23 protein-coding genes are annotated in these 22470 nt (G+C 61.6%); 14 read left to right on the top strand and 9 right to left on the bottom strand.

Annotated elements, in window-relative coordinates:
* On the bottom strand, positions 1-1272 hold the full coding sequence (locus tag HU725_RS02780) for a glutamate-5-semialdehyde dehydrogenase (protein ID WP_186478763.1): 1272 nt from the start codon (positions 1270-1272) through the stop codon (positions 1-3).
* 204 nt (positions 1273-1476) lie between these two features.
* On the opposite strand from HU725_RS02780, the gene HU725_RS02775 reads away from it, so the two are divergent.
* Both HU725_RS02775 and HU725_RS02770 read left to right on the top strand, forming a co-directional pair.
* Positions 1477-2169 (top strand): DNA-3-methyladenine glycosylase, encoded by a 693-nt coding sequence (locus HU725_RS02775; RefSeq protein ID WP_060479219.1) that lies wholly within the window; start codon positions 1477-1479, stop codon positions 2167-2169.
* 3 nt (positions 2170-2172) lie between these two features.
* On the top strand, positions 2173-3489 hold the full coding sequence (locus HU725_RS02770; RefSeq protein ID WP_186478762.1) for a bifunctional DedA family/phosphatase PAP2 family protein: 1317 nt from the start codon (positions 2173-2175) through the stop codon (positions 3487-3489).
* Between the two features lie 25 nt (positions 3490-3514).
* On the opposite strand, the gene HU725_RS02765 is transcribed toward HU725_RS02770, so the two are convergent.
* Genes HU725_RS02765 through HU725_RS02755 form a run of 3 tightly spaced genes read right to left on the bottom strand, consistent with a single transcriptional unit; the run spans position 3515 to position 5193 of the window.
* The gene (locus HU725_RS02765; RefSeq protein WP_186478761.1) at positions 3515-4105 is read right to left on the bottom strand and encodes an LON peptidase substrate-binding domain-containing protein; all 591 of its coding nucleotides are present in this window, start codon (positions 4103-4105) and stop codon (positions 3515-3517) included.
* 9 nt (positions 4106-4114) lie between these two features.
* On the bottom strand, positions 4115-4831 hold the full coding sequence (locus HU725_RS02760; RefSeq protein ID WP_186478760.1) for an LrgB family protein: 717 nt from the start codon (positions 4829-4831) through the stop codon (positions 4115-4117).
* Positions 4828-5193 carry a CidA/LrgA family protein gene (locus HU725_RS02755; protein WP_186478759.1) on the bottom strand — a complete coding sequence of 122 codons (366 nt, stop codon included), beginning with the start codon at positions 5191-5193 and terminating at the stop codon, positions 4828-4830. Before HU725_RS02755 ends, HU725_RS02760 begins: the two co-directional genes overlap by 4 nt.
* A gap of 142 nt (positions 5194-5335) precedes the next feature.
* Between HU725_RS02755 and HU725_RS02750 the strand changes: the two genes are divergently transcribed.
* The 3 genes from HU725_RS02750 to HU725_RS02740 all read left to right on the top strand — a co-directional run bounded on the left by HU725_RS02750 (position 5336) and on the right by HU725_RS02740 (position 8271).
* Entirely contained in the window at positions 5336-5791 is a 456-nt protein-coding gene (locus HU725_RS02750; RefSeq protein ID WP_060479224.1) for a MaoC family dehydratase, read from the top strand.
* Between the two features lie 74 nt (positions 5792-5865).
* Positions 5866-7599: a C13 family peptidase gene (locus tag HU725_RS02745; RefSeq protein ID WP_186478758.1), complete on the top strand. Its 1734-nt coding sequence runs from the start codon at positions 5866-5868 to the stop codon at positions 7597-7599.
* A 27-nt stretch (positions 7600-7626) separates the two neighbouring features.
* A complete protein-coding gene (locus HU725_RS02740; protein WP_186478757.1) occupies positions 7627-8271 on the top strand; it encodes an oxidoreductase in 645 nt (214 codons plus the stop codon).
* A gap of 1 nt (position 8272) precedes the next feature.
* On the opposite strand, the gene HU725_RS02735 is transcribed toward HU725_RS02740, so the two are convergent.
* The 4 genes from HU725_RS02735 to HU725_RS02720 all read right to left on the bottom strand — a co-directional run bounded on the left by HU725_RS02735 (position 8273) and on the right by HU725_RS02720 (position 12536).
* A complete protein-coding gene (locus HU725_RS02735; protein WP_060479227.1) occupies positions 8273-8560 on the bottom strand; it encodes a YceK/YidQ family lipoprotein in 288 nt (95 codons plus the stop codon).
* Entirely contained in the window at positions 8557-9186 is a 630-nt protein-coding gene (ubiX, locus tag HU725_RS02730) for a flavin prenyltransferase UbiX (RefSeq protein WP_060479228.1), read from the bottom strand. The genes HU725_RS02735 and ubiX overlap by 4 nt, the downstream gene beginning before the upstream one ends.
* Positions 9183-10532, bottom strand: a complete 1350-nt coding sequence (gene mpl / locus HU725_RS02725) for a UDP-N-acetylmuramate:L-alanyl-gamma-D-glutamyl-meso-diaminopimelate ligase (protein WP_186478756.1) — start codon at positions 10530-10532, stop codon at positions 9183-9185. The genes ubiX and mpl overlap by 4 nt, the downstream gene beginning before the upstream one ends.
* Positions 10533-10598: 66 nt before the next feature.
* The gene (locus tag HU725_RS02720; RefSeq protein ID WP_186478755.1) at positions 10599-12536 is read right to left on the bottom strand and encodes a sigma-54-dependent Fis family transcriptional regulator; all 1938 of its coding nucleotides are present in this window, start codon (positions 12534-12536) and stop codon (positions 10599-10601) included.
* A gap of 256 nt (positions 12537-12792) precedes the next feature.
* On the opposite strand from HU725_RS02720, the gene exaC reads away from it, so the two are divergent.
* The 9 genes from exaC (at position 12793) to HU725_RS02675 (ending at position 21911) form a co-directional block, all read left to right on the top strand.
* The gene (gene exaC / locus HU725_RS02715) at positions 12793-14313 is read left to right on the top strand and encodes an acetaldehyde dehydrogenase ExaC (RefSeq protein ID WP_186478754.1); all 1521 of its coding nucleotides are present in this window, start codon (positions 12793-12795) and stop codon (positions 14311-14313) included.
* Positions 14314-14431: 118 nt separating this feature from the next.
* A complete protein-coding gene (gene eat / locus HU725_RS02710; protein ID WP_060479232.1) occupies positions 14432-15880 on the top strand; it encodes an ethanolamine permease in 1449 nt (482 codons plus the stop codon).
* A gap of 46 nt (positions 15881-15926) precedes the next feature.
* Positions 15927-17321: an ethanolamine ammonia-lyase subunit EutB gene (locus tag HU725_RS02705; RefSeq protein ID WP_186478753.1), complete on the top strand. Its 1395-nt coding sequence runs from the start codon at positions 15927-15929 to the stop codon at positions 17319-17321.
* A 10-nt stretch (positions 17322-17331) separates the two neighbouring features.
* Entirely contained in the window at positions 17332-18156 is an 825-nt protein-coding gene (gene eutC, locus HU725_RS02700) for an ethanolamine ammonia-lyase subunit EutC (protein ID WP_186478752.1), read from the top strand.
* A 109-nt stretch (positions 18157-18265) separates the two neighbouring features.
* The gene (locus tag HU725_RS02695; protein WP_186478751.1) at positions 18266-18724 is read left to right on the top strand and encodes a GNAT family N-acetyltransferase; all 459 of its coding nucleotides are present in this window, start codon (positions 18266-18268) and stop codon (positions 18722-18724) included.
* 223 nt (positions 18725-18947) lie between these two features.
* Complete coding sequence (locus HU725_RS02690) at positions 18948-19595, top strand: DedA family protein (RefSeq protein WP_060479237.1); 648 nt, start codon at positions 18948-18950, stop codon at positions 19593-19595.
* A gap of 8 nt (positions 19596-19603) precedes the next feature.
* Entirely contained in the window at positions 19604-20419 is an 816-nt protein-coding gene (locus HU725_RS02685; protein ID WP_186478750.1) for a M90 family metallopeptidase, read from the top strand.
* A 92-nt stretch (positions 20420-20511) separates the two neighbouring features.
* Complete coding sequence (gene ppa / locus HU725_RS02680; RefSeq protein WP_003255365.1) at positions 20512-21039, top strand: inorganic diphosphatase; 528 nt, start codon at positions 20512-20514, stop codon at positions 21037-21039.
* Positions 21040-21212: 173 nt separating this feature from the next.
* Entirely contained in the window at positions 21213-21911 is a 699-nt protein-coding gene (locus HU725_RS02675; protein ID WP_186478749.1) for a LexA family transcriptional regulator, read from the top strand.
* Positions 21912-22151: 240 nt separating this feature from the next.
* On the opposite strand, the gene HU725_RS02670 is transcribed toward HU725_RS02675, so the two are convergent.
* The gene (locus HU725_RS02670; protein ID WP_186478748.1) at positions 22152-22415 is read right to left on the bottom strand and encodes a DUF3077 domain-containing protein; all 264 of its coding nucleotides are present in this window, start codon (positions 22413-22415) and stop codon (positions 22152-22154) included.
* Positions 22416-22470: the final 55 nt, after the last annotated feature.

Below are 22470 nucleotides of genomic sequence, written 5' to 3'. Positions count from 1 at the left end.
TCAGCAGGACTCCTGGCCGCGCAATTGGCCGTCGCCGATCACCACGTACTTCTCGCAGGTCAAGCCTTCCAGACCGACAGGGCCGCGGGCGTGCAGCTTGTCGGTGGAAATGCCGATCTCCGCGCCCAGACCATATTCGAAGCCATCGGCAAAGCAGGTCGGCGTGTTGAGCATCACCGATGCCGAGTCGACCTCAGCCATGAACTGACGGGCCTGGCCCTGGTGCTCGGTGATGATCGAATCGGTGTGGTGAGAGCCGTAGTGGTTGATATGTTCGATGGCCTGGTCCAAACCCTCGACGACACGGATCGAGAGGATCGCGTCGAGGTATTCGGTGTGCCAGTCGTCTTCGCTGGCTGGCTTGGCGTCGATCAATGCGCAGGTCAGCTTGCAGCCACGCAACTCGACACCTTTGTCCTGGAAGCGGCGAGCCATTTCCGGCAGGAAGGCTTCGGCCACGCGCTGGTCGACCAGCAGGGTCTCCATCGCACCACAGATGCCGTAGCGGTAGGTCTTGGCGTTGAATGCCACGCGCCACGCCTTGTCCAGCTCGGCGTGCTCAGCCACATAGACGTGGCAGATGCCGTCCAGGTGTTTGATGACCGGCACGCGAGCATCGCGGCTGATGCGCTCGATCAGGCCCCTGCCACCACGCGGCACGATCACATCGACGAACTCGGGCATGCTGATCAGCGCGCCAACCGCCTCGCGGTCGGTAGTCTCGACCACTTGCACCACGGCAGCAGGCAGGCCTGCAGCAGCCAAGCCACGCTGGATACACACTGCGATGGCGCGGTTGGAGTGGATGGCCTCGGAGCCGCCACGCAGGATGGTGGCATTGCCGGACTTCAGGCACAGACTGGCTGCATCGATGGTGACGTTGGGGCGCGACTCGTAGATGATCCCGATCACCCCCAGCGGTACACGCATCTTGCCAACCTGGATGCCCGACGGGCGGTAGCTCATGTCGCGGATGGCACCCACCGGGTCTGGCAAGCTGGCCACCTGGCGCAGGCCGGTGATCATGCCGTCGATCCGAGCCGAAGTCAGCGCAAGACGGTCCAGCAGCGCAGGCTCCAGGCCATTGGCACGGCCTGCGGCCAAGTCCCGTTCGTTGGCTTCAGCGAGCTCGGCGCGCGCGGCGTCCAACGCATCGGCGGCAGCTTGCAAAGCGCGGTTCTTCTGCGCGGTGCTGGCACGTGCGATAACGCGAGAGGCCTGGCGGGCGGCGCGACCCAGGCGGGTCATGTAGTCAAGAACGGACTCAGTCATCGGTTCGGTGTCTTGGCGAAGGGGAAATCGGCTGATTATAACTGCCGCGCAGGTATACGCCCAGCGGCGGGTGGCGGATGGTAGAAAATGGCGTGTAAGTTTCCATAGGAAAGATGTAACTGCACGTCTCGAACCGTCTCGGTTCAGCCTCGATTAAGCCAATCATTGCTATCATCACAACCTTCATAGTCACGACTCGCCAGCATGTCAGCACCAGCCCCCTGCCCTGCCCGCGCCTTACCGGACAGTTTCTTCGACCGCGACGCCCAGACCTTGGCCAAGGCGTTGCTAGGCAAAGTCATCCGTCATCGCCATGGCAACCTGTGGCTGGCTGCACGCATCATCGAAACCGAAGCTTATTACCTGACCGACAAAGGCAGCCACGCGTCGCTGGGTTACACCGAAAAACGCAAGGCGCTATTCCTCGATGGCGGGCACATCTACATGTATTACGCCCGCGGCGGAGACTCGCTCAACTTCAGCGCCCACGGCCCAGGCAACGCGGTACTGATAAAATCTGCCTACCCCTGGGTCGATGCCATCTCAGGCGCCGACAGCCTGGCGCAGATGCAACTGAACAACCCCGATGCCAGCGGCAACCTGCGCCCAGCCGAGCGCCTTTGCAGCGGGCAGACCCTGCTGTGCAAGGCCTTGGGCCTGAAAGTGCCGCACTGGGACGGACAACGCTTTGACCCTCAACGCCTTTACGTCGAAGACTGCGCGCTCCCTGTGCCGCAGATCATCCAGGCGCCACGCCTGGGCATCCCCCAGGGGCGCGACGAGCACCTGCCGTATCGCTTCATCGACGCCGCTTTCGCCCGCTTCTGCACGCGGAACCCGCTGCGCCGGGGCCAGCTCGAAGGGCAAGACTTTTTCATCCTCGAACAAGGAAGCTGAAACATGGGCCAATGGCTCGACAGCATCACTGGCTGGCTCAGCGCCAACCCTCAGTGGCTCGGTCTGGCGATCTTTCTGGTGGCGTGCGTGGAATGCCTGGCCATCGCCGGCATCATCGTGCCGGGCACGGTGCTGCTGTTCGCGGTGGCCGTGCTGGCAGGCAGTGGCGCACTCAGCCTGGGGGAAACCTTACTATTGGGGTTCCTCGGCGGCCTGCTGGGTGATGCGCTGTCTTACACCATCGGCAAGTGCTTTCATCAGAACATCCGCCGCCTACCGGTGCTGCGCCATCACCCAGAGTGGATCGGCAGTGCCGAGAGCTACTTTCAGCGCTATGGCATCGCAAGCCTACTGGTAGGCCGCTTCATCGGCCCGCTGCGGCCAATGCTGCCGATGGTCGCCGGGATGTTCGACATGCCGCTGCCGCGCTTCATCGCGGTCAGCCTGGTGGCCGGCGCTGGCTGGTCGGTCGCTTACCTGCTGCCAGGCTGGGCGACCGGCGCGGCCATGCGCCTGCCACTGCCAGAAGGCTTCTGGCTGGATGCCGGTATCATCGCGGGGACCTTGGCGGCCTTGATCGGGCTGAGCCTCAACAGCAGCATGCGCGATCAGCGCCACGGTACTCGGCTGATCGCGGGGCTTAGTTTCATTGCGCTGACCGGGGTTTTCCTTGGCTGGCCTTATCTGCACGAATTTGACCAAGGTGTAATGACCCTGGTGCAAGAGCATCGCAGCAAGGCCATCGACGGCGCGGTGGTCATCGTGACCCGCCTGGGCGACTTCAAGACTCAATTCTTCCTGGGCGGCCTGCTGACGGGTCTGCTGTTACTGGCGCGGCAGTGGCGCCATGCCCTTTTCGCAGGGGGCACGCTGATCGGCACGGCATTGGCCAATGGCTCGCTGAAATGGTTGTTCGCCCGGGCCAGGCCAGAAGTGCTGAGCGAGCCGCTGACCACTTACAGCATGCCCAGCGGCCACAGTTCGGCGTCGTTCGCATTCTTCCTGACCCTGGCGGTGCTGGCAGGGCGCGGCATGCCTGCGCGTCTGCGCCTGACCTGGGTAATGATGGGCTGCATCCCGGCACTGGCGATTGCCTTGTCGCGGGTCTACCTGGGGGTGCATTGGCCAACCGACATCCTGGCAGGGGCTTTGCTGGCTTGCTGCGTGTGTGCGTTGAGCCTGACGCTGGTGCAAAACCGCCAACCACTGACGGCAATGCCTTTGCGGGTGTGGTGGTTAGTGCTGCCGGCGTGCATCGCGTTGCTGGCGTTTTTCGCCATGCATTCGCTGCCTCACGCCTTACTCCGTTACCAATATTGAGGCCAGTGCAGCGCACCGCACCCATTCAGGCGAACAGTTCACCCTGGATCCGCTCAAGCAGCTTCTGGATTTCTTCCAGTCGCTGCCCAGGCGAGCCGATCGCCAACAGGTCGAGCTTGTCTTCTTCAACGAACGGCAGCAAGTACGCCAGCTGGTTGGCCAAGGCTTGGCGACCATCGACGTCCCGCGGCATGTCCAGCGACTCGACCATCGGGTGCTCACCCAGCGCCACCAACAGCGCCAGCAAGTCATCGTCATGCTCAGTGAGCGGACTGTCTGGGTGCTCTGTCAGCCAGTTCACCTCGCCGACCAGCAACTGGTCTTTCTGCACCACGGTCTGGCTCAGTTCGAAACGCCGCACACCTTCCACACGGATGCCAAGCAGGCCGTTTTCCTGCTGGACGAAATCGCGGATCAATGCCTCGCAGCCAATCGAAGCCACCACCGGTGGGGCTTTACCGACCTGCTCGCCTTCGACGATGCAGACCACGCCAAAGCCGGTACCTTGCTTCATGCAGCGGCCGATCATGTCCAGATAGCGCGCCTCGAAGATCTGCAGGTCCAGCAGGCAACCTGGAAACAACACGGTATTGAGCGGAAACAGCGGTAGCGTCATCACAACTCCTCAAGCCACCAGGCTGACTGCCAACGGCAGGAACACCGCCGTGGCCACCCCCATCAGGCTCATCGCCAACGCGGCAAAGGCGCCGCACTCATCACTTTCCTGCAAGGCCACCGAAGTGCCTACGGCATGGGCGGTCACGCCCAGCGACATGCCACGCGCTTCCGGGCTGTGCACGCCCAACCGGGTCAGCAGCGCCGGGCCGAAGATCGCCCCGATCACACCGGTGATCAACACGAACACAGCTGCCAGCGCCGCCACACCACCAATTTGTTCGGCCACCAACATGGCGATCGGCGAAGTGACCGACTTGGGTGCCATGGTCATCAGGATCATGTGCTCGGCACCGAACCACCAGCCCAGCAGCAGGCAACAGACCGTGGCGAACAGGCCTCCGATTACCAGCGTAGTAAAGGTCGGCCAAAACAGCTGCCGGATGCGTTTCAGGTTCAGGTACAGCGGCACCGCCAAGGCTACTGTCGCAGGCCCGAGCAGAATATTCATGATCTCGGTGCTCTTGCGATACTCGGCGTAGCTGATTCCGCAGCTCAACAGCACGCCAATCACCAGCATCATCGAAACCAGCACCGGCTGCAGAAAGATCCAACGGGTTTTCTCGAACGCCGCCAGCACGATCTGATAGGCGCCCAGGGTGATACCGATACCGAACAAGGGATGGTGGATGACGGCGTTAACCGCGCCCTGCCAGTCGAGCATCATGACTGCTCCTTATGCCTGCCATGCTGGCGATTGATGAGTTTCTGCATCAGCAGACCGACGAACGCCAACGTCGCAAGGCAGGAAATCAACAGCGCACCGGCGATCGCCCAAAAGTCTGCGGCGATGTCCTTGGCATACACCATCACCCCCACCGCCGGCGGCACCAGCAGCAGCGGCAAATAGCGCAGCAGGCTACCGGCAGCTTCGTTGAGGGGCTTGCCGACCTCGCCGCGGGCCATGAGAAATACCAGCAGCAGCAACAGGCCGATGATCGGGCCAGGCAGAATCGGCACGCACAAATGATTGAGTGCAGTACCCAGCAATTGAAAAAACACCAGCCAGGTCAAACCACGCAACAGCATAACCATCTCCTTCAAGCATGCCGGCCATTATAAGCACGCACTGCCTGTAAGCCGACATTCGCCAAATTGGGGTTCCTTGACTGAAACGATTCGCCGTGCTCATCTTGTACGCGCGTACCAAATGACAACTTGGAGAGTCGCGATGCCCTATGTACCGGTAACCGAACTTGCAAAGTACGTTGGAAAAGAGCTGGGACGCTCCGACTGGTTGATCATCGACCAGCAGCGCATCAATCTTTTCGCTGAGGCCACTGGTGATTTCCAGTTCATCCATGTCGATCCGCAGAAGGCCGCAAACACCCCGTTCGGCACAACCATTGCCCACGGTTTCCTGACGTTGTCGCTGATCCCCAAGTTGATGGAAGACATCTTGGTGCTTCCTGAGGGGCTGAAGATGGTGGTCAACTACGGGCTCGACAGCGTGCGGTTCATCCAGCCAGTTAAGGTCAACAGTAAGGTGCGGCTGAAGGTCGACCTGGGGCAAGTGACCGAAAAAAAACCAGGGCAATGGCTGCTCAAAGCCACCGCTACCCTGGAGATCGAAGGCGAAGACAAGCCCGCCTACATCGCTGAACCGCTCTCGCTCTGTTTCGTCTGACCCAAGGCCAGTCACCGATACCTGCGCCCCAAAATCTGCGGCATACTCGGCAGATCTTTTGCCCGGATTACGCCATGCGTCCCTTGCTCCCCATCGCCCTGACCTTGATGCTCACTGCCTGTGGCGATGGAGAGTCGTTGACCCCGCCTGACGCCCGCCTGCCCGATGGCGGGCGGTATCGGGGCCAGGTGATCGATGGTTTGCTCCAGGGGGCTGGGCGAATCGACTACCCCAACGGCAGTTGGTACGCGGGCAATTTCAAGGATGGCCAGTGGCATGGCCAGGGCGAGTGGCACGGCAGCAATGGTGAGGTCTACCGGGGCCAGTTCGACAAAGGGCTGTTCCACGGCTTGGGTGAACTCACCACCCCCGGCAGCCATTATGCGGGTACCTTCAGCCACGGTCGGCGTGACGGTGAAGGTACTCTCAAACAGGTGGATCAGAGCTACCGCGGCCAGTTCAAGGACGACCAGTACGATGGCGCAGGCGAGTTGGAACTGGCCGACGGCAGCCGCTACCAAGGCCTGTTCGCCCGAGGCAAGCCCAATGGCGCGGGCGTGCGCAGCGATGCCAGCGGCAACCGGTTCAGCGGCCGCTTCGTCGATGGCCAATTGCAAGGCAGTGGCACCTACGACAGTGTCGAAGGCGAGCAGTACATCGGTGAATTCAAGGACAACCGCCTCGAAGGTCGAGGCCGCTACGAGAACGCTGATGGCGACGTATGGATTGGTGACTTCAAGGATGGATCCCTGGTCGGCGAAGGCGAATTACTCGGCAGCGACGGCAGCCACTACAAAGGCAGCTTCGTCGACTGGCGCCTGTCTGGCCAAGGCAGCCTGCAGATGCCCGACGGCAGCCAGTATGTCGGGGGTTTCGACAGCGACGCCTACCAGGGCCATGGCAAGCTGACCCTGCCCAATGGCCAGGTCCAGAGCGGCTTCTGGGTCAATGGCGTGCGTGTACGTGATCAAAACGGCAACCTGCTGCCCGACCCGCTGGACTTGGCCCTGCTCAACCAGGGCCGCCTACTGAATGAAGCGATGGCCCAGGTGCCCCGCTCGGCACCCCCAGTGCAGTTGTATAGCCTGGTGCTGGCTGGCGATGGCCAGCAAAGCGTGTTCCTGCGCGAAGCCGACTATGTCAGCAACCTGCTCAAAGTGCGGTTCGGTGCTCGCGGGCAGATCACCCTGGTCAATCATCGCGACCAGATGGCTACTCGCCCCATGGCGACCCGTGAGAACCTGACCCGTGCTGCCCGTACCTTGGCCGAGCGCAGCAGCCAGCAAGACCTGATCTTCATCTACCTGACCAGCCACGGCAGCCAGGACCACCAGCTGGTGCTCGACCAGCCGCGTCTGCAACTGGCTGACCTGTCCGCTGACGAATTGGCCAGTGCCCTAGCTCCGCTTAAAGACCGCGACAAGATAATCGTCATCTCCGCCTGCTATTCAGGTGGCTATATCGCCCCGTTGAAGGATGAGCGCACCCTGATCATGACAGCCGCTCGTGCTGATCGGGTTTCGTTCGGCTGCTCGGAAGAGGCTGATTTCACCTACTTCGGCGATGCCTTGTTCGCCCAGGCGCTGAACCAGACCGACGACCTCAAACAAGCGTTCGAACTCGCGCGCACCAGTGTTGCCGAACGGGAAAGACGAGAAGGTTTCGAAGCCTCCGAACCTCAGATATGGGCACCGCCCGCAGTACTGGCGCACTGGCAGCAACTTCGTCAGCACCAGGCCGAGGAAGCGTTGCGTAATGCAGCACAGGCCAAAGCGCCGCCACAGGAAAAAAAACCTGCCAGGCGCTAAGCTTGTGTGTAACAAGGGAGAGACATCATGTATTTGACGCCTCAGCATGTCCTGCTTGCCGGAGCCACCGGCCTCACCGGTGAGCATCTGCTCGACCGCCTGCTCAACGAGCCCACCATCAGCCGCGTTTTGGCCCCGACCCGCCGGCCGTTGGCCGAGCACCCGCACCTTGAAAACCCAGTAGGTGATCCAGCGGTTTTTCTTCCGCAACTGGGCGGCCGTGTCGATATTGCTTATTGCTGCCTGGGCACCACCCTGAAGCAGGCAGGCTCAGAACAGGCATTTCGCGCGGTGGACCTGGACATGGTGGTGGCGTTCAGCAAGCGCGCCCGGGAGATGGGTGCGCGGCATCTGCTGGTGGTCAGTGCGCTTGGGGCAGACCCTAAATCCTCTGTGTTCTACAACCGGGTCAAGGGCGAAATGGAAGAAGCGCTCAAAGCGCAGGACTGGCCCCAATTGACCATCGCGCGCCCGTCGCTGTTGTTGGGCGAACGGATACAACCTCGGCTGGGCGAGCGACTGGCGTCACCCTTCGCCAGGCTGATGCCAGGTAAATATCGCGGCATCGAAGCCTGCACGTTGGCGCGAGCCCTCTGGCGCCTGGCGCTGGAAGAAGAAGACGGTATCCGGATTGTGGAGTCCGACGAACTGCGCAAGCTAGGCAAGCAATAGCCTACAACCCCCCTGTAGCCTGAACCCCCACCCCTGCCGCTGTCAGCAATGACAGCGGCAGGAACAGTGTATCCAGCAACATGCTGCCGGGCAGATCGAGCTGTGGATAACCTGGAGCATCGGCCCCGAAGCGGTCCTTGGGGCAGCAACCGCCGTTGATGACATACAGGTCCAGTCGGGTGCCGGCATAAACCAACGGAGCTCCAGGCTTGTTGGCATTGAGCGTGCGCACCGTGGCGCAGCCCCCAAGCAAACCGACCGCCAACGCCGCCACTACCAAGCGCCTCAATCATCAGCCCCGAAATGATGCTCACCCCAGCGCGGCAGCATGTCCTGCGGGATGCTCAGCAAGTTGAGAATGCGCGCCACCACAAAGTCGACCAGGTCATCGATGGTCTGCGGCTGGTGATAGAAACCCGGCGCTGCCGGCAAAATAACAGCGCCCATCTGTGACAACTTGAGCATGTTTTCCAAGTGAATGGTCGAGAACGGCGCCTCGCGCGGCACGAGGATCAACTGTCGACGCTCCTTGAGCGTAACGTCCGCGGCACGTTCGATCAGGTTGTTGCAGGCCCCGGTGGCGATTGCCGACAACGTGCCGGTAGAGCACGGCACCACCACCATCGCTGCCGGCGCGCCCGAACCCGAAGCCACCGGCGCCATCCAGTCCTCCTTGCCGTAAACGCGGATCTGCCCATCGGCAGCACCCGTGTACTCGGTCAGAAACGCCTGCATGGCCTGTGGCTTGGCTGGCAGCAAAACGTCGGTTTCGGTGGCCATTACCAGTTGCGCGGCTTTGGAGATGAGAAAGTGCACCTCCCGGTCTTCGCGCACCAGGCAATCGAGCAGGCGCAGACCATACTGCGCCCCCGAGGCCCCGGTCATGGCCAAGGTGATGCGTTCCGGCCCGCTCACTTCAGCGCCTCGGCCAGTTTGCCGTGCAGACCACCGAAACCGCCATTGCTCATGATTACTACATGGGTGCCTGGGCGGGCCTGGCCCTTGACCCGCTCGATGATCGCCTCGAGGCTGTCGGCGACCACACTTGGCACCTTGCACTGCGCTGCGGTGCCGGCCAGGTCCCAACCCAGATTGGCCGGCGCGTACCAAATCACCTGGTCGGCATCGTTGACACTCTCTGGCAGGCCGTCACGGTGCGCGCCCAGTTTCATGGAGTTGGAGCGCGGCTCGATGATGGCGATAACAGGTGCCTCGCCGACGCGCTTGCGCAGGCCGTCGAGGGTGGTGGCAATGGCAGTTGGGTGATGGGCGAAATCGTCGTAGATGGTCACGCCCTGCACTTGCGCAACCAGCTCCATGCGCCGCTTGACGCTTTTGAAGGCACTCAGCCCGTCGATGCCCAGCGCTGGCGCGACCCCTACGTGGCGAGCGGCGGCCAGCGTGGCCAGGGCGTTGGCGACGTTGTGCTGGCCGGTCAGCGCCCAGTCCACTACACCCTGGACTTGACCGTCGAACAGCACCTCGAAACGCGAACCGTCTGCACTGAGCAGGCGAGCCTGCCATTGCCCCCCTTCCCCGGTGGTTTGCACAGGCGTCCAGCAGCCCATGCCGATCACCCGCTCCAGGGCCTGCTCGGTGGTGGGGTGAATGACCAGACCTTCGCTGGGAATGGTACGCACCAGATGGTGGAACTGTCGCTCGATGGACGCAAGATCCGGGAAGATATCAGCGTGATCGAACTCAAGGTTGTTGAGGATTGCGGTACGCGGGTGGTAATGCACGAACTTCGAGCGCTTGTCGAAGAAGGCACTGTCGTATTCATCGGCTTCGACCACGAAAAATGGCGTGTCGCCCAGGCGCGCCGACACCGAGAAGTTTTGCGGCACACCGCCGATCAAAAAGCCTGGGTTCATGCCGGCATGCTCCAACACCCAGGCCAGCATGCTGCTGGTGGTGGTCTTGCCGTGAGTGCCCGCTACAGCCAGCACCCAGCGGCCCTGCAGCACATGGTCGGCCAGCCACTGCGGGCCGGACACATAGGGCAAGCCCTTGTTCAGTACATACTCAACTGCCGGGTTGCCCCGAGACATGGCGTTGCCAATGACCACCAGATCTGGCGCCGGGTCCAGCTGAGCGGGGTCATAGCCCTGGGTCAGCTCGATCCCCTGGGCCTGGAGCTGGGTGCTCATGGGCGGATAGACGTTGGCGTCAGAGCCGGTGACACGGTGGCCGAGCTCTTTGGCCAGCACCGCCAGCGAACCCATGAAAGTGCCGCAAATACCGAGAATGTGAATATGCATGGTCGACCTCGCAAAACATCGAGGCAGGGTAGCCCAGGGCGCGAGAATTCGCACCCGGTGTTTTGCTCAGGCGCCCCGGTTGATGCCGTGCTTGCGCAGTTTTCGATACAAGGTGTTGCGGCTGATGCCCAGGTGCTCGGCGACCCGGGTCAGGTGCCAGTGCTTTGCCTCCAAGGTAGCTATAAGGGCTTCACGCTCAGCGTCCTGCAGCACCTCGGTGCCACTACCTGTGGATCGATACCCCGACCGGGGCGTTTCGCAAGGAAAGGCCGCTTTTTCAGTGGCCTGATTGGCACGAATGATGGCAGGCAGGTCCGAGAACCTGACACAGCTGCCGTCACACAGCGCGACCAAGGTTCGCAGTACATTGCGCAACTGCCGCACATTCCCCGGCCAAGCGAAGTCCAGCAGGGCCCGACGGGCATCGGCTGCCAGGTTCACTACCTGCCCGTGCGCCTCCTGGCGTAGCAGCACATCCAGCAACGCCTCCTTGTCAGTACGCTCACGCACTGCAGGCAGGGTTAATTCCAGCCCATTGAGCCGGTAATAAAGGTCTTCGCGAAAACTGCCCTGCGCTACCCGCTCCAGCAAATCACGGTGGGTGGCGCTGATGATGCGCACATCCACAGCGTGCGGCTCGCCGCCGATCGGTACCACCTGGCGTTCTTCCAGCACCCGTAACAAGCGGGTTTGCAAGGCAAGGGGCATGTCGCCGATTTCGTCCAGCAACAACGTGCCGCCATCGGCCTGCAACAACTTGCCACGCATGCCCTCCTTGCGCGCCCCAGTGAAGCTGCCACCGCGATAACCGAACAGCTCACTCTCGATCAAGCTCTCAGGGATCGACGCACAGTTAACCGCCACGAACGGCTTGCTACGACGCTGACTGGCCTGGTGCACCGCCTGGGCGAAAGCCTCCTTACCGCAACCTGTTTCGCCGCGCAGCAGCAGCGGCACATCGCGTTCGAACACCCGTACTGCGCGCTGAAAGTCGTTTTGCAAGGCCGGGTCCAGCAGGCAGATAGCCGGCTGCGCGGCGGGCCTGGGCTCGGGCAAGCTGGCCGGCACCGCCCACTGCGGCGCACGGGGTTGACCGCGCAAGCTCGCGAACACCTGCCGCCCGTCACGGGTCTGCAACGGCCAGACAGTACTGGCACCGGGTGTGGCACGGCTGAACAGCTCGTCGTGGCTGCATGCGAAAAACCTGTCCAGCCCTTTGCCCAGTAAACCGCCGCGCACGCTGCCCAGCAAATTCAAGGCACTTTGATTGGCCGCGCAGATGCGGCCATCACCGTCCAATGCCAGCAGCCCTTCGCTGAACTGGCCGACCGACTCGGCCTGCAGGTGAAAGCGCAGCAACCACTGCTGCTCGAAATGGCGCAGGAAGTAACAGCTCTCGATCATCTTCGCCGAAAGGTTGACCAGCGCCATGGTGTGAAATTGGCTTTGGCGCGATACATCCGGCCGCGCCGAAGACACATCGAGCACCGCCAGCAACTCGCCGTGAGGGTCGAAGACCGGGCTCGCCGAACAGGTCAGCCCGGTGTGGCGGCCGCGAAAGTGTTCATTCTGGTGAATGGTCAAGGCCTGGCGCTCGACCAGGCAGGTGCCGATGCCGTTGGTGCCTTCGCGCGCCTCGCTCCAATCTGCGCCAAGCCACAGCCCTGCGCGTTCGAAATCGCGGCGTTCGCCAGGCGCTGTGACACAGTTGAGGATCACCCCGCGGGCATCGGTCAACAACACCGCGTGGCCGGCGCCGGACAGCTGCTGATGCAGGCTGTTCATCTCGCTGCCGGCGATGCTCAGTACCTGACGCATGCGTTCGCGGCTCTCGAGCAGGCGGCCATGTTCGAGCACCACCGGCGCCTCGATCACCGACGGGTCGAGGTGATAGTCCTCCAGGCAACGCAGCCATGAGCGCGCAATGGAGGGGTCACTGCCTGCTTCGCCACGGGCAACGGTATGCACCTGCTGGGCATGAAGGCTGAATGCATTGCTCTGCATTTGTTGTTGTTCTCCGCAGATAGAGACTCACCCCAGCATCCTCCACCCGCGCAGGCTTTGCAACGTGCCTGCCCACAACGTGTCGCAAACGGCACAAAGTGTCACGCCAGGGCGTGCCAAGCCTGGTACAGCGTACTGCGGCGCAGGGCCAGAGCATGATCCAAGTCATTGATTACACAGGCACGGACCACACTGGCCCAACCTTTGCTCTACGCTTTTCAACTCCTCAACAAACATAACAGCCAGGAGACACACCATGCGTTACGCACATCCCGGTACCGAAGGCGCGAAGATTTCCTTCAAGAGCCGCTACGGCAACTTCATCGGTGGTGAGTTCGTTCCTCCGGTAAAGGGTGAGTACTTCACCAATACTTCCCCGGTCAATGGCCAGCCAATCGCAGAATTCCCTCGCTCCACTGCCGAAGACATCGATAAAGCGCTGGATGCCGCCCATGCCGCCGCCGACGCCTGGGGCCGCACGTCGGTGCAGGACCGCTCCAATGTTCTGCTGAAAATCGCCGACCGTATCGAACAGAACCTGGAAGCCCTGGCCATTACCGAAACCTGGGACAACGGCAAGCCCATCCGCGAAACCCTCAATGCCGATATCCCGCTGGCGGTGGACCACTTCCGCTACTTCGCCGGCTGCATTCGTGCCCAGGAAGGCGGCGCTGCCGAAATCAACGAAAGCACCGTGGCCTACCATATTCACGAGCCACTGGGCGTGGTCGGGCAGATCATCCCGTGGAACTTCCCGATCCTGATGGCCGCCTGGAAGCTTGCGCCGGCACTGGCCGCCGGCAACTGCGTGGTGCTCAAACCGGCCGAGCAGACGCCGCTGGGCATCACCGTACTGGTCGAGCTGATTGGTGACCTGCTGCCCAAGGGCGTGCTCAATGTGGTGCAGGGCTATGGCCGCGAGGCCGGTGAAGCGCTGGCCACCAGCAAACGCATCGCCAAGATCGCATTCACAGGCTCCACGCCGGTCGGCTCGCACATCATGAAATGCGCTGCCGAAAACATCATCCCATCCACCGTCGAACTGGGCGGCAAATCGCCCAACGTGTATTTCGAAGACATCATGCAGGCCGAACCCAGCTTCATCGACAAAGCCGCCGAGGGCATGGTGCTGGCGTTCTTCAACCAAGGCGAGGTGTGCACCTGCCCATCGCGGGCGCTGGTGCAGGAGTCGATCTACCCGCAGTTCATGGAAGTGGTGATGAAAAAGGTGCTGCAGATCAAGCGCGGCGACCCACTGGACACCGACACCATGGTCGGCGCCCAGGCTTCGCAGCAGCAGTTCGAGAAAATCCTCTCGTACCTCGACATCGCCCAGCAGGAAGGCGCCGAGCTGCTCACTGGCGGCAAGGTGGAAAAACTCGAAGGCTCGCTGGCCACCGGTTACTACATCCAGCCGACCTTGCTCAAAGGCAACAACCGGATGCGCGTGTTCCAGGAAGAAATCTTCGGCCCGGTGGTCAGCGTCACCACCTTCAAAGACGAAGCCGAAGCCCTGGCAATTGCCAACGACACCGAATTCGGCCTCGGTGCTGGCGTATGGACCCGCGATATCAACCGGGCCTACCGCATGGGCCGCGGCATCAAGGCTGGCCGCGTATGGACCAACTGCTATCACCTGTACCCGGCGCACGCCGCGTTCGGTGGTTACAAAAAATCCGGTGTCGGCCGTGAAACCCACAAGATGATGCTCGACCACTACCAGCAGACCAAGAACCTGCTGGTGAGCTATGACATCAACCCGCTGGGCTTCTTCTAAAATCGAGCAGAGGGGCCGCCGAAATGGCGGCCTCGACCGCTCTGGCTCGCTTCCTGCAGTACCCATCACCATCGGCTCGGACACCTTCGGGCCACCAAGAAAAAAAACAGGTGAAACTATGCCAAGCGATCAATCCGCCGGTGTGCCGGCAGGGTCTTCCGTCGACTTCGAGAAGGTCGGGTCAGACTATTTCCAGCAACGTGAACTGAAAAAAGGCGCCGCCGGCTGGGTACTGCTGGTAGGCCTGGGCGTTGCCTATGTGATTTCCGGCGACTATGCCGGCTGGAACTTCGGCCTCGCCCAGGGCGGTTGGGGCGGTATGTTCCTCGCCACATTGCTGATGGCCACCATGTACCTGTGCATGTGTTTCTCGTTGGCCGAACTGTCCTCGATGATCCCCACCGCAGGCGGTGGCTATGGCTTTGCCCGTAGCGCATTCGGCCCTTGGGGTGGCTTTCTGACCGGCACGGCGATCCTCATCGAATACGCCATCGCACCCGCTGCCATCGCCGTGTTCATCGGCGCTTACTGCCAATCGCTGTTCGGCATCGGCGGTTGGATGATCTACTTGGCGTTTTACATCGTGTTCATCGGCATCCACATCTTCGGCGTGGGCGAAGCCCTGAAGCTGATGTTCATCATCACCGCCGTTGCCGCCATTGCACTGGCAGTGTTCCTGATCAGCATGGTGCCCCATTTTGATGCAGCCAACCTGTTCGACATCGCCCAGACGGGCGCCGTGGGCGCCAGCAGCTTCCTGCCGTTCGGTTATGTCGGCGTATGGGCGGCCATCCCCTATGCCATCTGGTTCTTCCTTGCCGTCGAGGGTGTGCCACTGGCTGCCGAAGAAACCAAGAACCCCAAGCGCGACCTGCCTCGAGGCCTGATTGGCGCCATGCTGGTGTTGCTGGCCTTCGCCCTGCTGATCCTGGTGATCGGCCCAGGCGCGGCAGGCTCCGAAGCACTCAAGGCCTCCGGCAACCCGCTGGTCGAAGCGCTGGCCAAAGCCTATGGCGGCTCCACCTGGATGGGCAGCTTCGTCAACCTGGTCGGCCTGGCCGGCTTGATCGCCAGCTTCTTCTCGATCATCTATGCGTATTCGCGGCAGATCTTCGCTTTGTCACGTGCCGGCTATCTGCCTCGCAAACTGTCGGAAACCAACAAGAGCAAGGCCCCGGTAATGGCCCTTGTGATTCCGGGCATCATCGGCTTTGCGCTGTCGCTAACCGGCCAGGGTGATCTGCTGATCCTGGTGGCGGTATTCGGTGCCACACTGTCCTATGTACTGATGATGGCTGCGCACATCACCCTGCGCATCCGCCGGCCGAAAATGGAACGTCCCTATCGCACCCCCGGCGGCATCTTCACCTCGGGCCTGGCCTTGGTGCTGGCCTGCATCGCTGTGGTCGCAGGCTTCCTGGTGGACCCACGGGTGGTGATTGGCGCGGCGGTGATCTATGCAGTACTGATTGCCTATTTTGCGTTCTACAGCCGCCACCACCTGGTTGCGGGCACACCGGAAGAGGAATTCGCAGCGATCCAAAAGGCCGAAGAGGCACTGCACTGATCGCGGCTACCTGCCGCGGGCAAGCCCGCGGCTCTGGAGATTCTGTATGGCAAGTTTCGTACACACGGTAGGCAACCTGGTCTACCGCTTCGATAGCCTCAAGGACGTGATGGCCAAGGCCAGCCCGGCTCGCTCGGGCGACTTTCTGGCTGGCGTCGCCGCTACCAACGACGGCGAGCGGGTGGCCGCGCAAATGGCCTTGGCGAACATTTCACTGACGCATTTTCTCAACGAGGCGCTGATCCCCTACGAACAGGACGAGATCACCCGGCTGATACTCGACACCCACGACGCCCAGGCTTTTGCCCCCGTCAGCCACCTCACCGTGGGTGGCCTACGTGACTGGCTGCTCAGCGATGAAGCCAACGAGCAAAGCCTACGTGCGTTGGCGCCAGGCCTGACCCCGGAAATGGCTGCAGCGGTATCGAAGATCATGCGCGTACAGGACCTGGTGCTGGTAGCGCAGAAAATCCGCGTGGTCACCCAGTTCCGCGGCACCATGGGCCTGCGCGGGCGCCTGTCGACGCGCCTGCAGCCCAACCACCCGACCGACGAGCCGGCAGGTATTGCCGCCAGCATCCTTGACGGCCTGCTCTACGGCAACGGCGATGCCATGATCGGCATCAACCCGGCCACCGACAGCATTGCCTCGATCTGCGCCCTGTTGGAAATGCTCGACGCCATCATCCAGCGCTACGACATCCCCACCCAGGCCTGCGTGCTCACCCACGTCACCACTTCGATCGAGGCAATCAACCGAGGGGTGCCGCTGGATTTGGTGTTCCAGTCGATTGCCGGCACCGAGGCGGCCAACGCCGGCTTTGGCATCAACCTTAACGTATTGCAGGAAGGGTACGAAGCGGGGTTGTCGCTCAAACGCGGCACCCTGGGGCAGAACCTCATGTACTTCGAAACCGGCCAGGGCAGCGCCCTGTCGGCCAACGCTCACCATGGGGTCGACCAACAGACCTGCGAAACCCGCGCATACGCCGTGGCCCGCCACTTCAAACCGTTTTTGGTCAACACCGTGGTCGGCTTCATCGGGCCCGAATACCTTTACAACGGTAAGCAGATCATCCGCGCCGGGCTCGAAGACCATTTCTGCGGCAAGCTGCTGGGCGTGCCGATGGGCTGCGACATCTGCTACACCAACCACGCCGAAGCCGACCAGGACGACATGGATACCCTGCTGACCCTGCTGGGCGTGGCTGGGATCAACTTCATCATGGGCATCCCAGGCTCTGACGACATCATGCTCAACTACCAGACCACCTCATTTCACGACGCGCTGTACGCGCGCCAGACCTTGGGCCTGAAGCCTGGGCCGGAATTCGAAGCCTGGCTGCAACGCACCGGTATCTTCACCCAGGCCGATGGCCGCGTGCGGTTTGGCGACAACCTGCCGCCGGCATTCCGCCAGGCCTTGGCACAGCTGGCATAGGAGTTTAACCATGGCAGACCCGACTCCCTCCACGACCCCACCAAGCCCCTGGCTGGCCCTGCGCGAGCTGACGCCCGCACGCATCGCCCTGGGCCGCAGCGGCACCAGCCTGCCCACAGGGGCACAACTGGACTTCCAGTTCGCCCACGCTCAAGCCCGCGACGCGGTACACCTGCCGTTCGACCACGCCGCCCTGAGCGAACAGCTCAAAGACCGAGGCCGCGACAGCCTGGTGCTGCACAGCGCCGCCGCCGATCGCCACCAGTACCTGCAACGGCCAGACCTGGGGCGGCGACTGAACGATGAATCGGCCGAACGCCTGCGCCAACACGCCATGGCCCATTCAGGCGGCGTCGACTTGGCAATCGTGGTTGCCGATGGCCTCTCGGCGCTGGCCGTACACCGCCACACCCTGCCCTTTCTAACGCGTTTCGAGGAGCAGGCCGCAGCCGACGGCTGGAGCAGCGCCCCTGTGGTGCTGGTGCAGCAAGGGCGGGTTGCGGTGGCCGACGAAGTCGGTCAATTGCTCGGCGCGCGCATGACGGTGATGCTCATTGGCGAGCGCCCAGGGCTCAGCTCGCCTGACAGCCTCGGGCTTTACTTCACCTATGGACCTAAAGTCGGCCTGACAGATGCCTACCGCAACTGCATCTCCAATATCCGCCTGGAGGGGCTGAGTTACGGCATGGCAGCCCACCGCTTGCTATACCTGATGCGCGAAGCGTGCCGGCGCCAGCTTTCCGGAGTGAATCTGAAGGATGAAGCCGAGGTCCATAGCATCGACAGCGAACACGCAACTACGGCGCGGGGTAACTTCCTGCTCGGTGAGCGTTAACGAATCTGTCACGCAGGGCCGATTGCACTGACGGCCAGCAATGGGGCAGCATCCCCATGAACGCTGCGGGCATTCCGCTGTTTCCCCAAATGGACTCTGAGGGCCGCACATGCGCATCATCAAGGCAACCCTGCAACACCTCGATCTGCTGACTCCACTGTTCGTCAGGTACCGCGAGTTCTATGGGCAGCTTCCGTATCCTGATAGCTCACGTGCGTTCCTGGAAAAACGCATCAAACGCGACGAGTCGGTCATTTATCTTGCGCTGGCGGATGACGACGACAACAAGTTGCTTGGCTTCTGCCAGCTGTACCCGAGTTACTCATCGCTGTCGCTCAAACGCGTGTGGATACTCAACGATATCTTCGTTGCCGAGGACTCTCGGCGCATGCTGGTCGCCGACCACCTGATGCGCGAGGCCAAGAAAATGGCCAAAGATACCCAGGCTGTGCGCATGCGGGTGTCGACCAGTGCCAACAACGAGGCGGCTCGCAAGACCTATGAGTCCATTGGCTTTCGCAAGGACACCGAGTTCGAGAGCTACGTGTTGCCGATCAGTCAGGATTGACCTGTAACCGAGCTGCTCGCGGGATCACCCGCGAAAGGACCGCAGCGGGTTCGCGCAGTAACCCCCCGCTACAAACTCAACAGGCAGATTTGCAACTTCGCCGTATAATGCCCCGACCTGTCGTGTATGAAATATTACCTGCCGACAGGTCATCATGCCGTCGCCCAGGGCATTGTCCGTCATCGCATGCCCGTCAAGCGGGTCAAGAACACAGGTGTTGTACATGGAATTCAACCCGCTGGACTTAATCCTGCATCTCGATGCCTACCTCGATCTGCTGGTCACCAACTACGGCCCTTGGATCTACGCCATCCTGTTCGCCGTCATCTTCTGCGAAACTGGCCTGGTAGTGATGCCATTCCTGCCGGGCGACTCGCTACTGTTCATCGCTGGCGCCGTCGCCGCCGGCGGGGGCATGGACCCGGTACTGCTGGCGGGGCTGCTGATGGCCGCAGCCATTCTGGGCGACAGCACCAATTACATCATCGGCCGTACCACGGGCGAAAAACTGTTCAGCAACCCCAATTCGAAGATCTTCCGCCGCGACTACCTGCAGCGCACCCACGACTTCTATGAACGCCACGGCGGCAAGACCGTGACCATGGCGCGCTTCCTGCCCATCCTGCGCACCTTCGCCCCGTTCGTGGCCGGTATCGCGCATATGCACTACCCGCGTTTCCTGGGTTTCAGCGTGGCTGGCTCGCTACTGTGGGTCGGCGGCCTAGTAACCCTGGGCTACTTCTTCGGCAATGTGCCGTTCATCAAACAGCACCTGTCGCTGATGGTGGTTGGCATCATCGTGCTTTCGCTGGTACCAATGATCCTCGGGTTGCTGCGTGGCCGCCTGGGTCGCACCGCCAAGGCTCACTGATAGCAACCATGTGGTCTTTCAGCGCCTGGCGGCGTAAGCGCACCCTGGCACGCTATCCGATCGAACCACGGCAATGGCAGGCGATCCGCGATCGCTTGCCGATCCTCGATGGCATCAGCGAGGCCGAAGACCAGTGGCTGCGCGAGGCCTGCATCCTGTTCCTGCTCGACAAGCATTTGACCACCCTGCCTGGGGTCGAGCTCGACGATGAACAACGCCTGTTTCTTGCCGCCCAAGCCCAGTTGCCGCTGCTGCATCTGGGTGAGCTGAACTGGTATCAGGGCTTTCACGAAATCGTACTGTACCCCGATGACTTCAAAAGCCCGCAGCGCCACCGGGACGCCAGTGGCGTGGAGCATGTGTGGGATGCCGAGCACAGTGGTGAAGCCTGGCAGCAGGGGCCAATCATCCTGGCCTGGGCCGGTGTGCTGGCCAGTGGTGGCTGGGAAGCCTACAACTTGGTGATCCACGAGCTGGCGCACAAGCTCGACATGCTCAATGGCGATGCCAACGGCCTGCCGCCACTGCACCCTGATATGCACGTACAGGACTGGGCAGCCGCCATGCAGCAGGCCTATGACGACCTCAATCGCCAGCTGGACGCTGACCCCGATGCACAAACGGCCATCGACCCTTATGCAGCAGAAAACCCCGCAGAATTCTTTGCCGTTACCAGCGAATACTTCTTCACTGCACCCGACCTGCTGCACCAGGCTTATCCACAGGTGTATCGGCAACTGTCGCAATTCTACCGGCAGGATCCACTGGCCCGCCTGACCCGGTTGCAAGCCGAGCACCCTGAGTACCGCGAACACCACGGGTGATGGGCCCGCACATCAGGCCAGGCGTGGCATGGCGGTGTGGAATATGCCTATAATCGCCGCCACTTTTTGAGCAAACACGGGGGCACTGCCCAATGAGCTACAGCAAGATTCCGGCTGGTAAAGACCTGCCGAACGACATCTACGTCGCCATCGAAATCCCGGCCAACCACGCGCCGATCAAATACGAAATCGACAAGGACAGCGATACCCTGTTCGTCGACCGTTTCATGGCCACCCCGATGTTCTACCCAGCCAACTACGGGTTCATTCCGAACACCCTGGCCGATGACGGTGATCCGCTGGACGTGCTGGTTGTCACTCCTTACCCAGTAGCCCCAGGCTCGGTCATCCGCGCCCGCCCGGTCGGCGTACTGAACATGACCGACGACGGCGGCGGCGACGCCAAGGTCATCGCTGTGCCTCACGACAAGCTGAGCCAGCTGTACGTAGACGTCAAGGAATACACCGACCTGCCGGCCCTGCTGATCCAGCAGATCGAGCACTTCTTCGCGAACTACAAAGACCTGGAGAAGGGCAAGTGGGTCAAGATCGAAGGCTGGGAAGGCGCCGACGCCGCCCGCGCTGCGATCACCAAATCGGTCGCCGCCTACAAAGGCTGATACCGTAGTGCTGAAAAAACCTCGCTCAGGCGAGGTTTTTTTTGCCCGTTGGCAAGTGGGTAAAAAATCCTACACGATCCTACGCTTTTGGCCTGCATCGGAGATTTTTCCGACTTATCGCGTCAACATCGCGTTCATTTCGCTACTGGCAACAGGCCGCTACACTCTGAGCCATGAACAGATCCGGTGACCGCCTGAAAGCCCTTCTCAGAGAATGTGGCCTGACTCCCGCAGATTTCGCTGCTCAACGCCGCGTGACGTCGCAGCACATCAATAACTGGTTCATCCGCGGCATCCCCATTGCCCGCCTCGATGAAATCGCCGAACTGTTCTGCGTACAACGCCGCTGGTTGCAGACTGGCGAAGGCCCCAAGCATCCGCCCTCGCTGCTACGCCTTTACTCCCCCCAGACAACCCCCACCACCACACCCGGCCTGATGCCGGAACCATCGGCCCCATTGGTGCAACTGCCACTTCATGAGCTGCGCGGTGGCCAATTGGCCGCGTTGGACAATCACTACCTGGCAATGCCTGCATCAGCCCTGCTCGCATTGGCGGTACCTGTGGATAACGCCATCTGCATGACCATGCCAGCCGCCAACATGGCGCCATGGATACCACGCGACGCCATTCTGGCGATCGACCTGAGCTACAAACAGGTGGTGGATGGCGAGATCTATGCCCTGCTGCACAATGGCAGGCTCAGGGTGAATTGCCTTAGCGTCGGCGTACGTAACAGCTTGTGCCTGCATAGCCATAACCCCCGTGACGCGGTGGAACGTTACACACCGCTGGAGCGTGAAGCGCAGAAGCTCGCAGTCCTGGGCTGGGTCTTCCATTGGTCCCATTACCGCCAACGCCGCCCCGAATGACCGCCACTGGGCCGATTTTTTGCTGGGCATACCGCGCCGGCCCTTGTATGCTACGCGGCACATTCAGCCCCGGCCGGTGCAAGCCGTGTTCCAGAGGGCTTGGCAACGCTCCACACGATCGTTTGCCCTCTCTTTCAGGCCCTTGATGGCCATCCAGTTAAGGCGGTTGCGGCTTACCATAAATTAGTCGGAAGCGTCCCCGAGAAGCCGGCCACAAGCCGGCTTTTTAATGCCCGACGCTCAGTCCCTCATCCCCAGTTCCGCATCATCCATCAGCGCCTTTGCCATCGCACTCAGGTAGTGCGAGGCCCAGATCATCATCGGTTTGTCTTCCATCAGACCGAGGATGGTCAGCTCGCGCACATAGCCCATCAGTTCCGAGGCTTGCTCGCGGGCATCGCGGCACGGGATGCCGGGCTCTATACGGAACAATGGGTGGGTCTGGTTCTCACCTTGGTAAAAGATGGTCTTGCCGGGAGTGCATGGGGCGGTGCCTGTAGTCACTGTTCAATATCCCTTAAATCTCTCTTGCCTGATCTGGCCTCTTCGCGGGCAAGGC

Source organism: Pseudomonas promysalinigenes, assembly GCF_014269025.2.
GTDB classification, from domain to species: Bacteria; Pseudomonadota; Gammaproteobacteria; order Pseudomonadales; family Pseudomonadaceae; genus Aquipseudomonas; species Aquipseudomonas promysalinigenes.
The sequence above is the reverse complement of the archived record's forward strand: the minus strand, read 5'-3'. Positions and strand labels throughout refer to the sequence as shown.

Coding starts and splice junctions, on each gene's coding strand:
- eat (WP_060479232.1), top strand. CDS start 14,432: ATGCCAAGCGATCAATCCGCCGGTGTGCCGGCAGGGTCTTCCGTCGAC.
- HU725_RS02705 (WP_186478753.1), top strand. CDS start 15,927: ATGGCAAGTTTCGTACACACGGTAGGCAACCTGGTCTACCGCTTCGAT.
- HU725_RS02690 (WP_060479237.1), top strand. CDS start 18,948: ATGGAATTCAACCCGCTGGACTTAATCCTGCATCTCGATGCCTACCTC.
- HU725_RS02720 (WP_186478755.1), bottom strand. CDS start 12,536: ATGCAGAGCAATGCATTCAGCCTTCATGCCCAGCAGGTGCATACCGTT.
- exaC (WP_186478754.1), top strand. CDS start 12,793: ATGCGTTACGCACATCCCGGTACCGAAGGCGCGAAGATTTCCTTCAAG.
- HU725_RS02760 (WP_186478760.1), bottom strand. CDS start 4,831: ATGATGCTCGACTGGCAGGGCGCGGTTAACGCCGTCATCCACCATCCC.
- HU725_RS02755 (WP_186478759.1), bottom strand. CDS start 5,193: ATGCTGTTGCGTGGTTTGACCTGGCTGGTGTTTTTTCAATTGCTGGGT.
- HU725_RS02745 (WP_186478758.1), top strand. CDS start 5,866: ATGCGTCCCTTGCTCCCCATCGCCCTGACCTTGATGCTCACTGCCTGT.
- ppa (WP_003255365.1), top strand. CDS start 20,512: ATGAGCTACAGCAAGATTCCGGCTGGTAAAGACCTGCCGAACGACATC.
- HU725_RS02780 (WP_186478763.1), bottom strand. CDS start 1,272: ATGACTGAGTCCGTTCTTGACTACATGACCCGCCTGGGTCGCGCCGCC.
- HU725_RS02775 (WP_060479219.1), top strand. CDS start 1,477: ATGTCAGCACCAGCCCCCTGCCCTGCCCGCGCCTTACCGGACAGTTTC.
- HU725_RS02695 (WP_186478751.1), top strand. CDS start 18,266: ATGCGCATCATCAAGGCAACCCTGCAACACCTCGATCTGCTGACTCCA.
- HU725_RS02750 (WP_060479224.1), top strand. CDS start 5,336: ATGCCCTATGTACCGGTAACCGAACTTGCAAAGTACGTTGGAAAAGAG.
- HU725_RS02770 (WP_186478762.1), top strand. CDS start 2,173: ATGGGCCAATGGCTCGACAGCATCACTGGCTGGCTCAGCGCCAACCCT.
- HU725_RS02765 (WP_186478761.1), bottom strand. CDS start 4,105: ATGACGCTACCGCTGTTTCCGCTCAATACCGTGTTGTTTCCAGGTTGC.
- HU725_RS02685 (WP_186478750.1), top strand. CDS start 19,604: ATGTGGTCTTTCAGCGCCTGGCGGCGTAAGCGCACCCTGGCACGCTAT.
- eutC (WP_186478752.1), top strand. CDS start 17,332: ATGGCAGACCCGACTCCCTCCACGACCCCACCAAGCCCCTGGCTGGCC.
- mpl (WP_186478756.1), bottom strand. CDS start 10,532: ATGCATATTCACATTCTCGGTATTTGCGGCACTTTCATGGGTTCGCTG.
- HU725_RS02740 (WP_186478757.1), top strand. CDS start 7,627: ATGTATTTGACGCCTCAGCATGTCCTGCTTGCCGGAGCCACCGGCCTC.
- HU725_RS02675 (WP_186478749.1), top strand. CDS start 21,213: ATGAACAGATCCGGTGACCGCCTGAAAGCCCTTCTCAGAGAATGTGGC.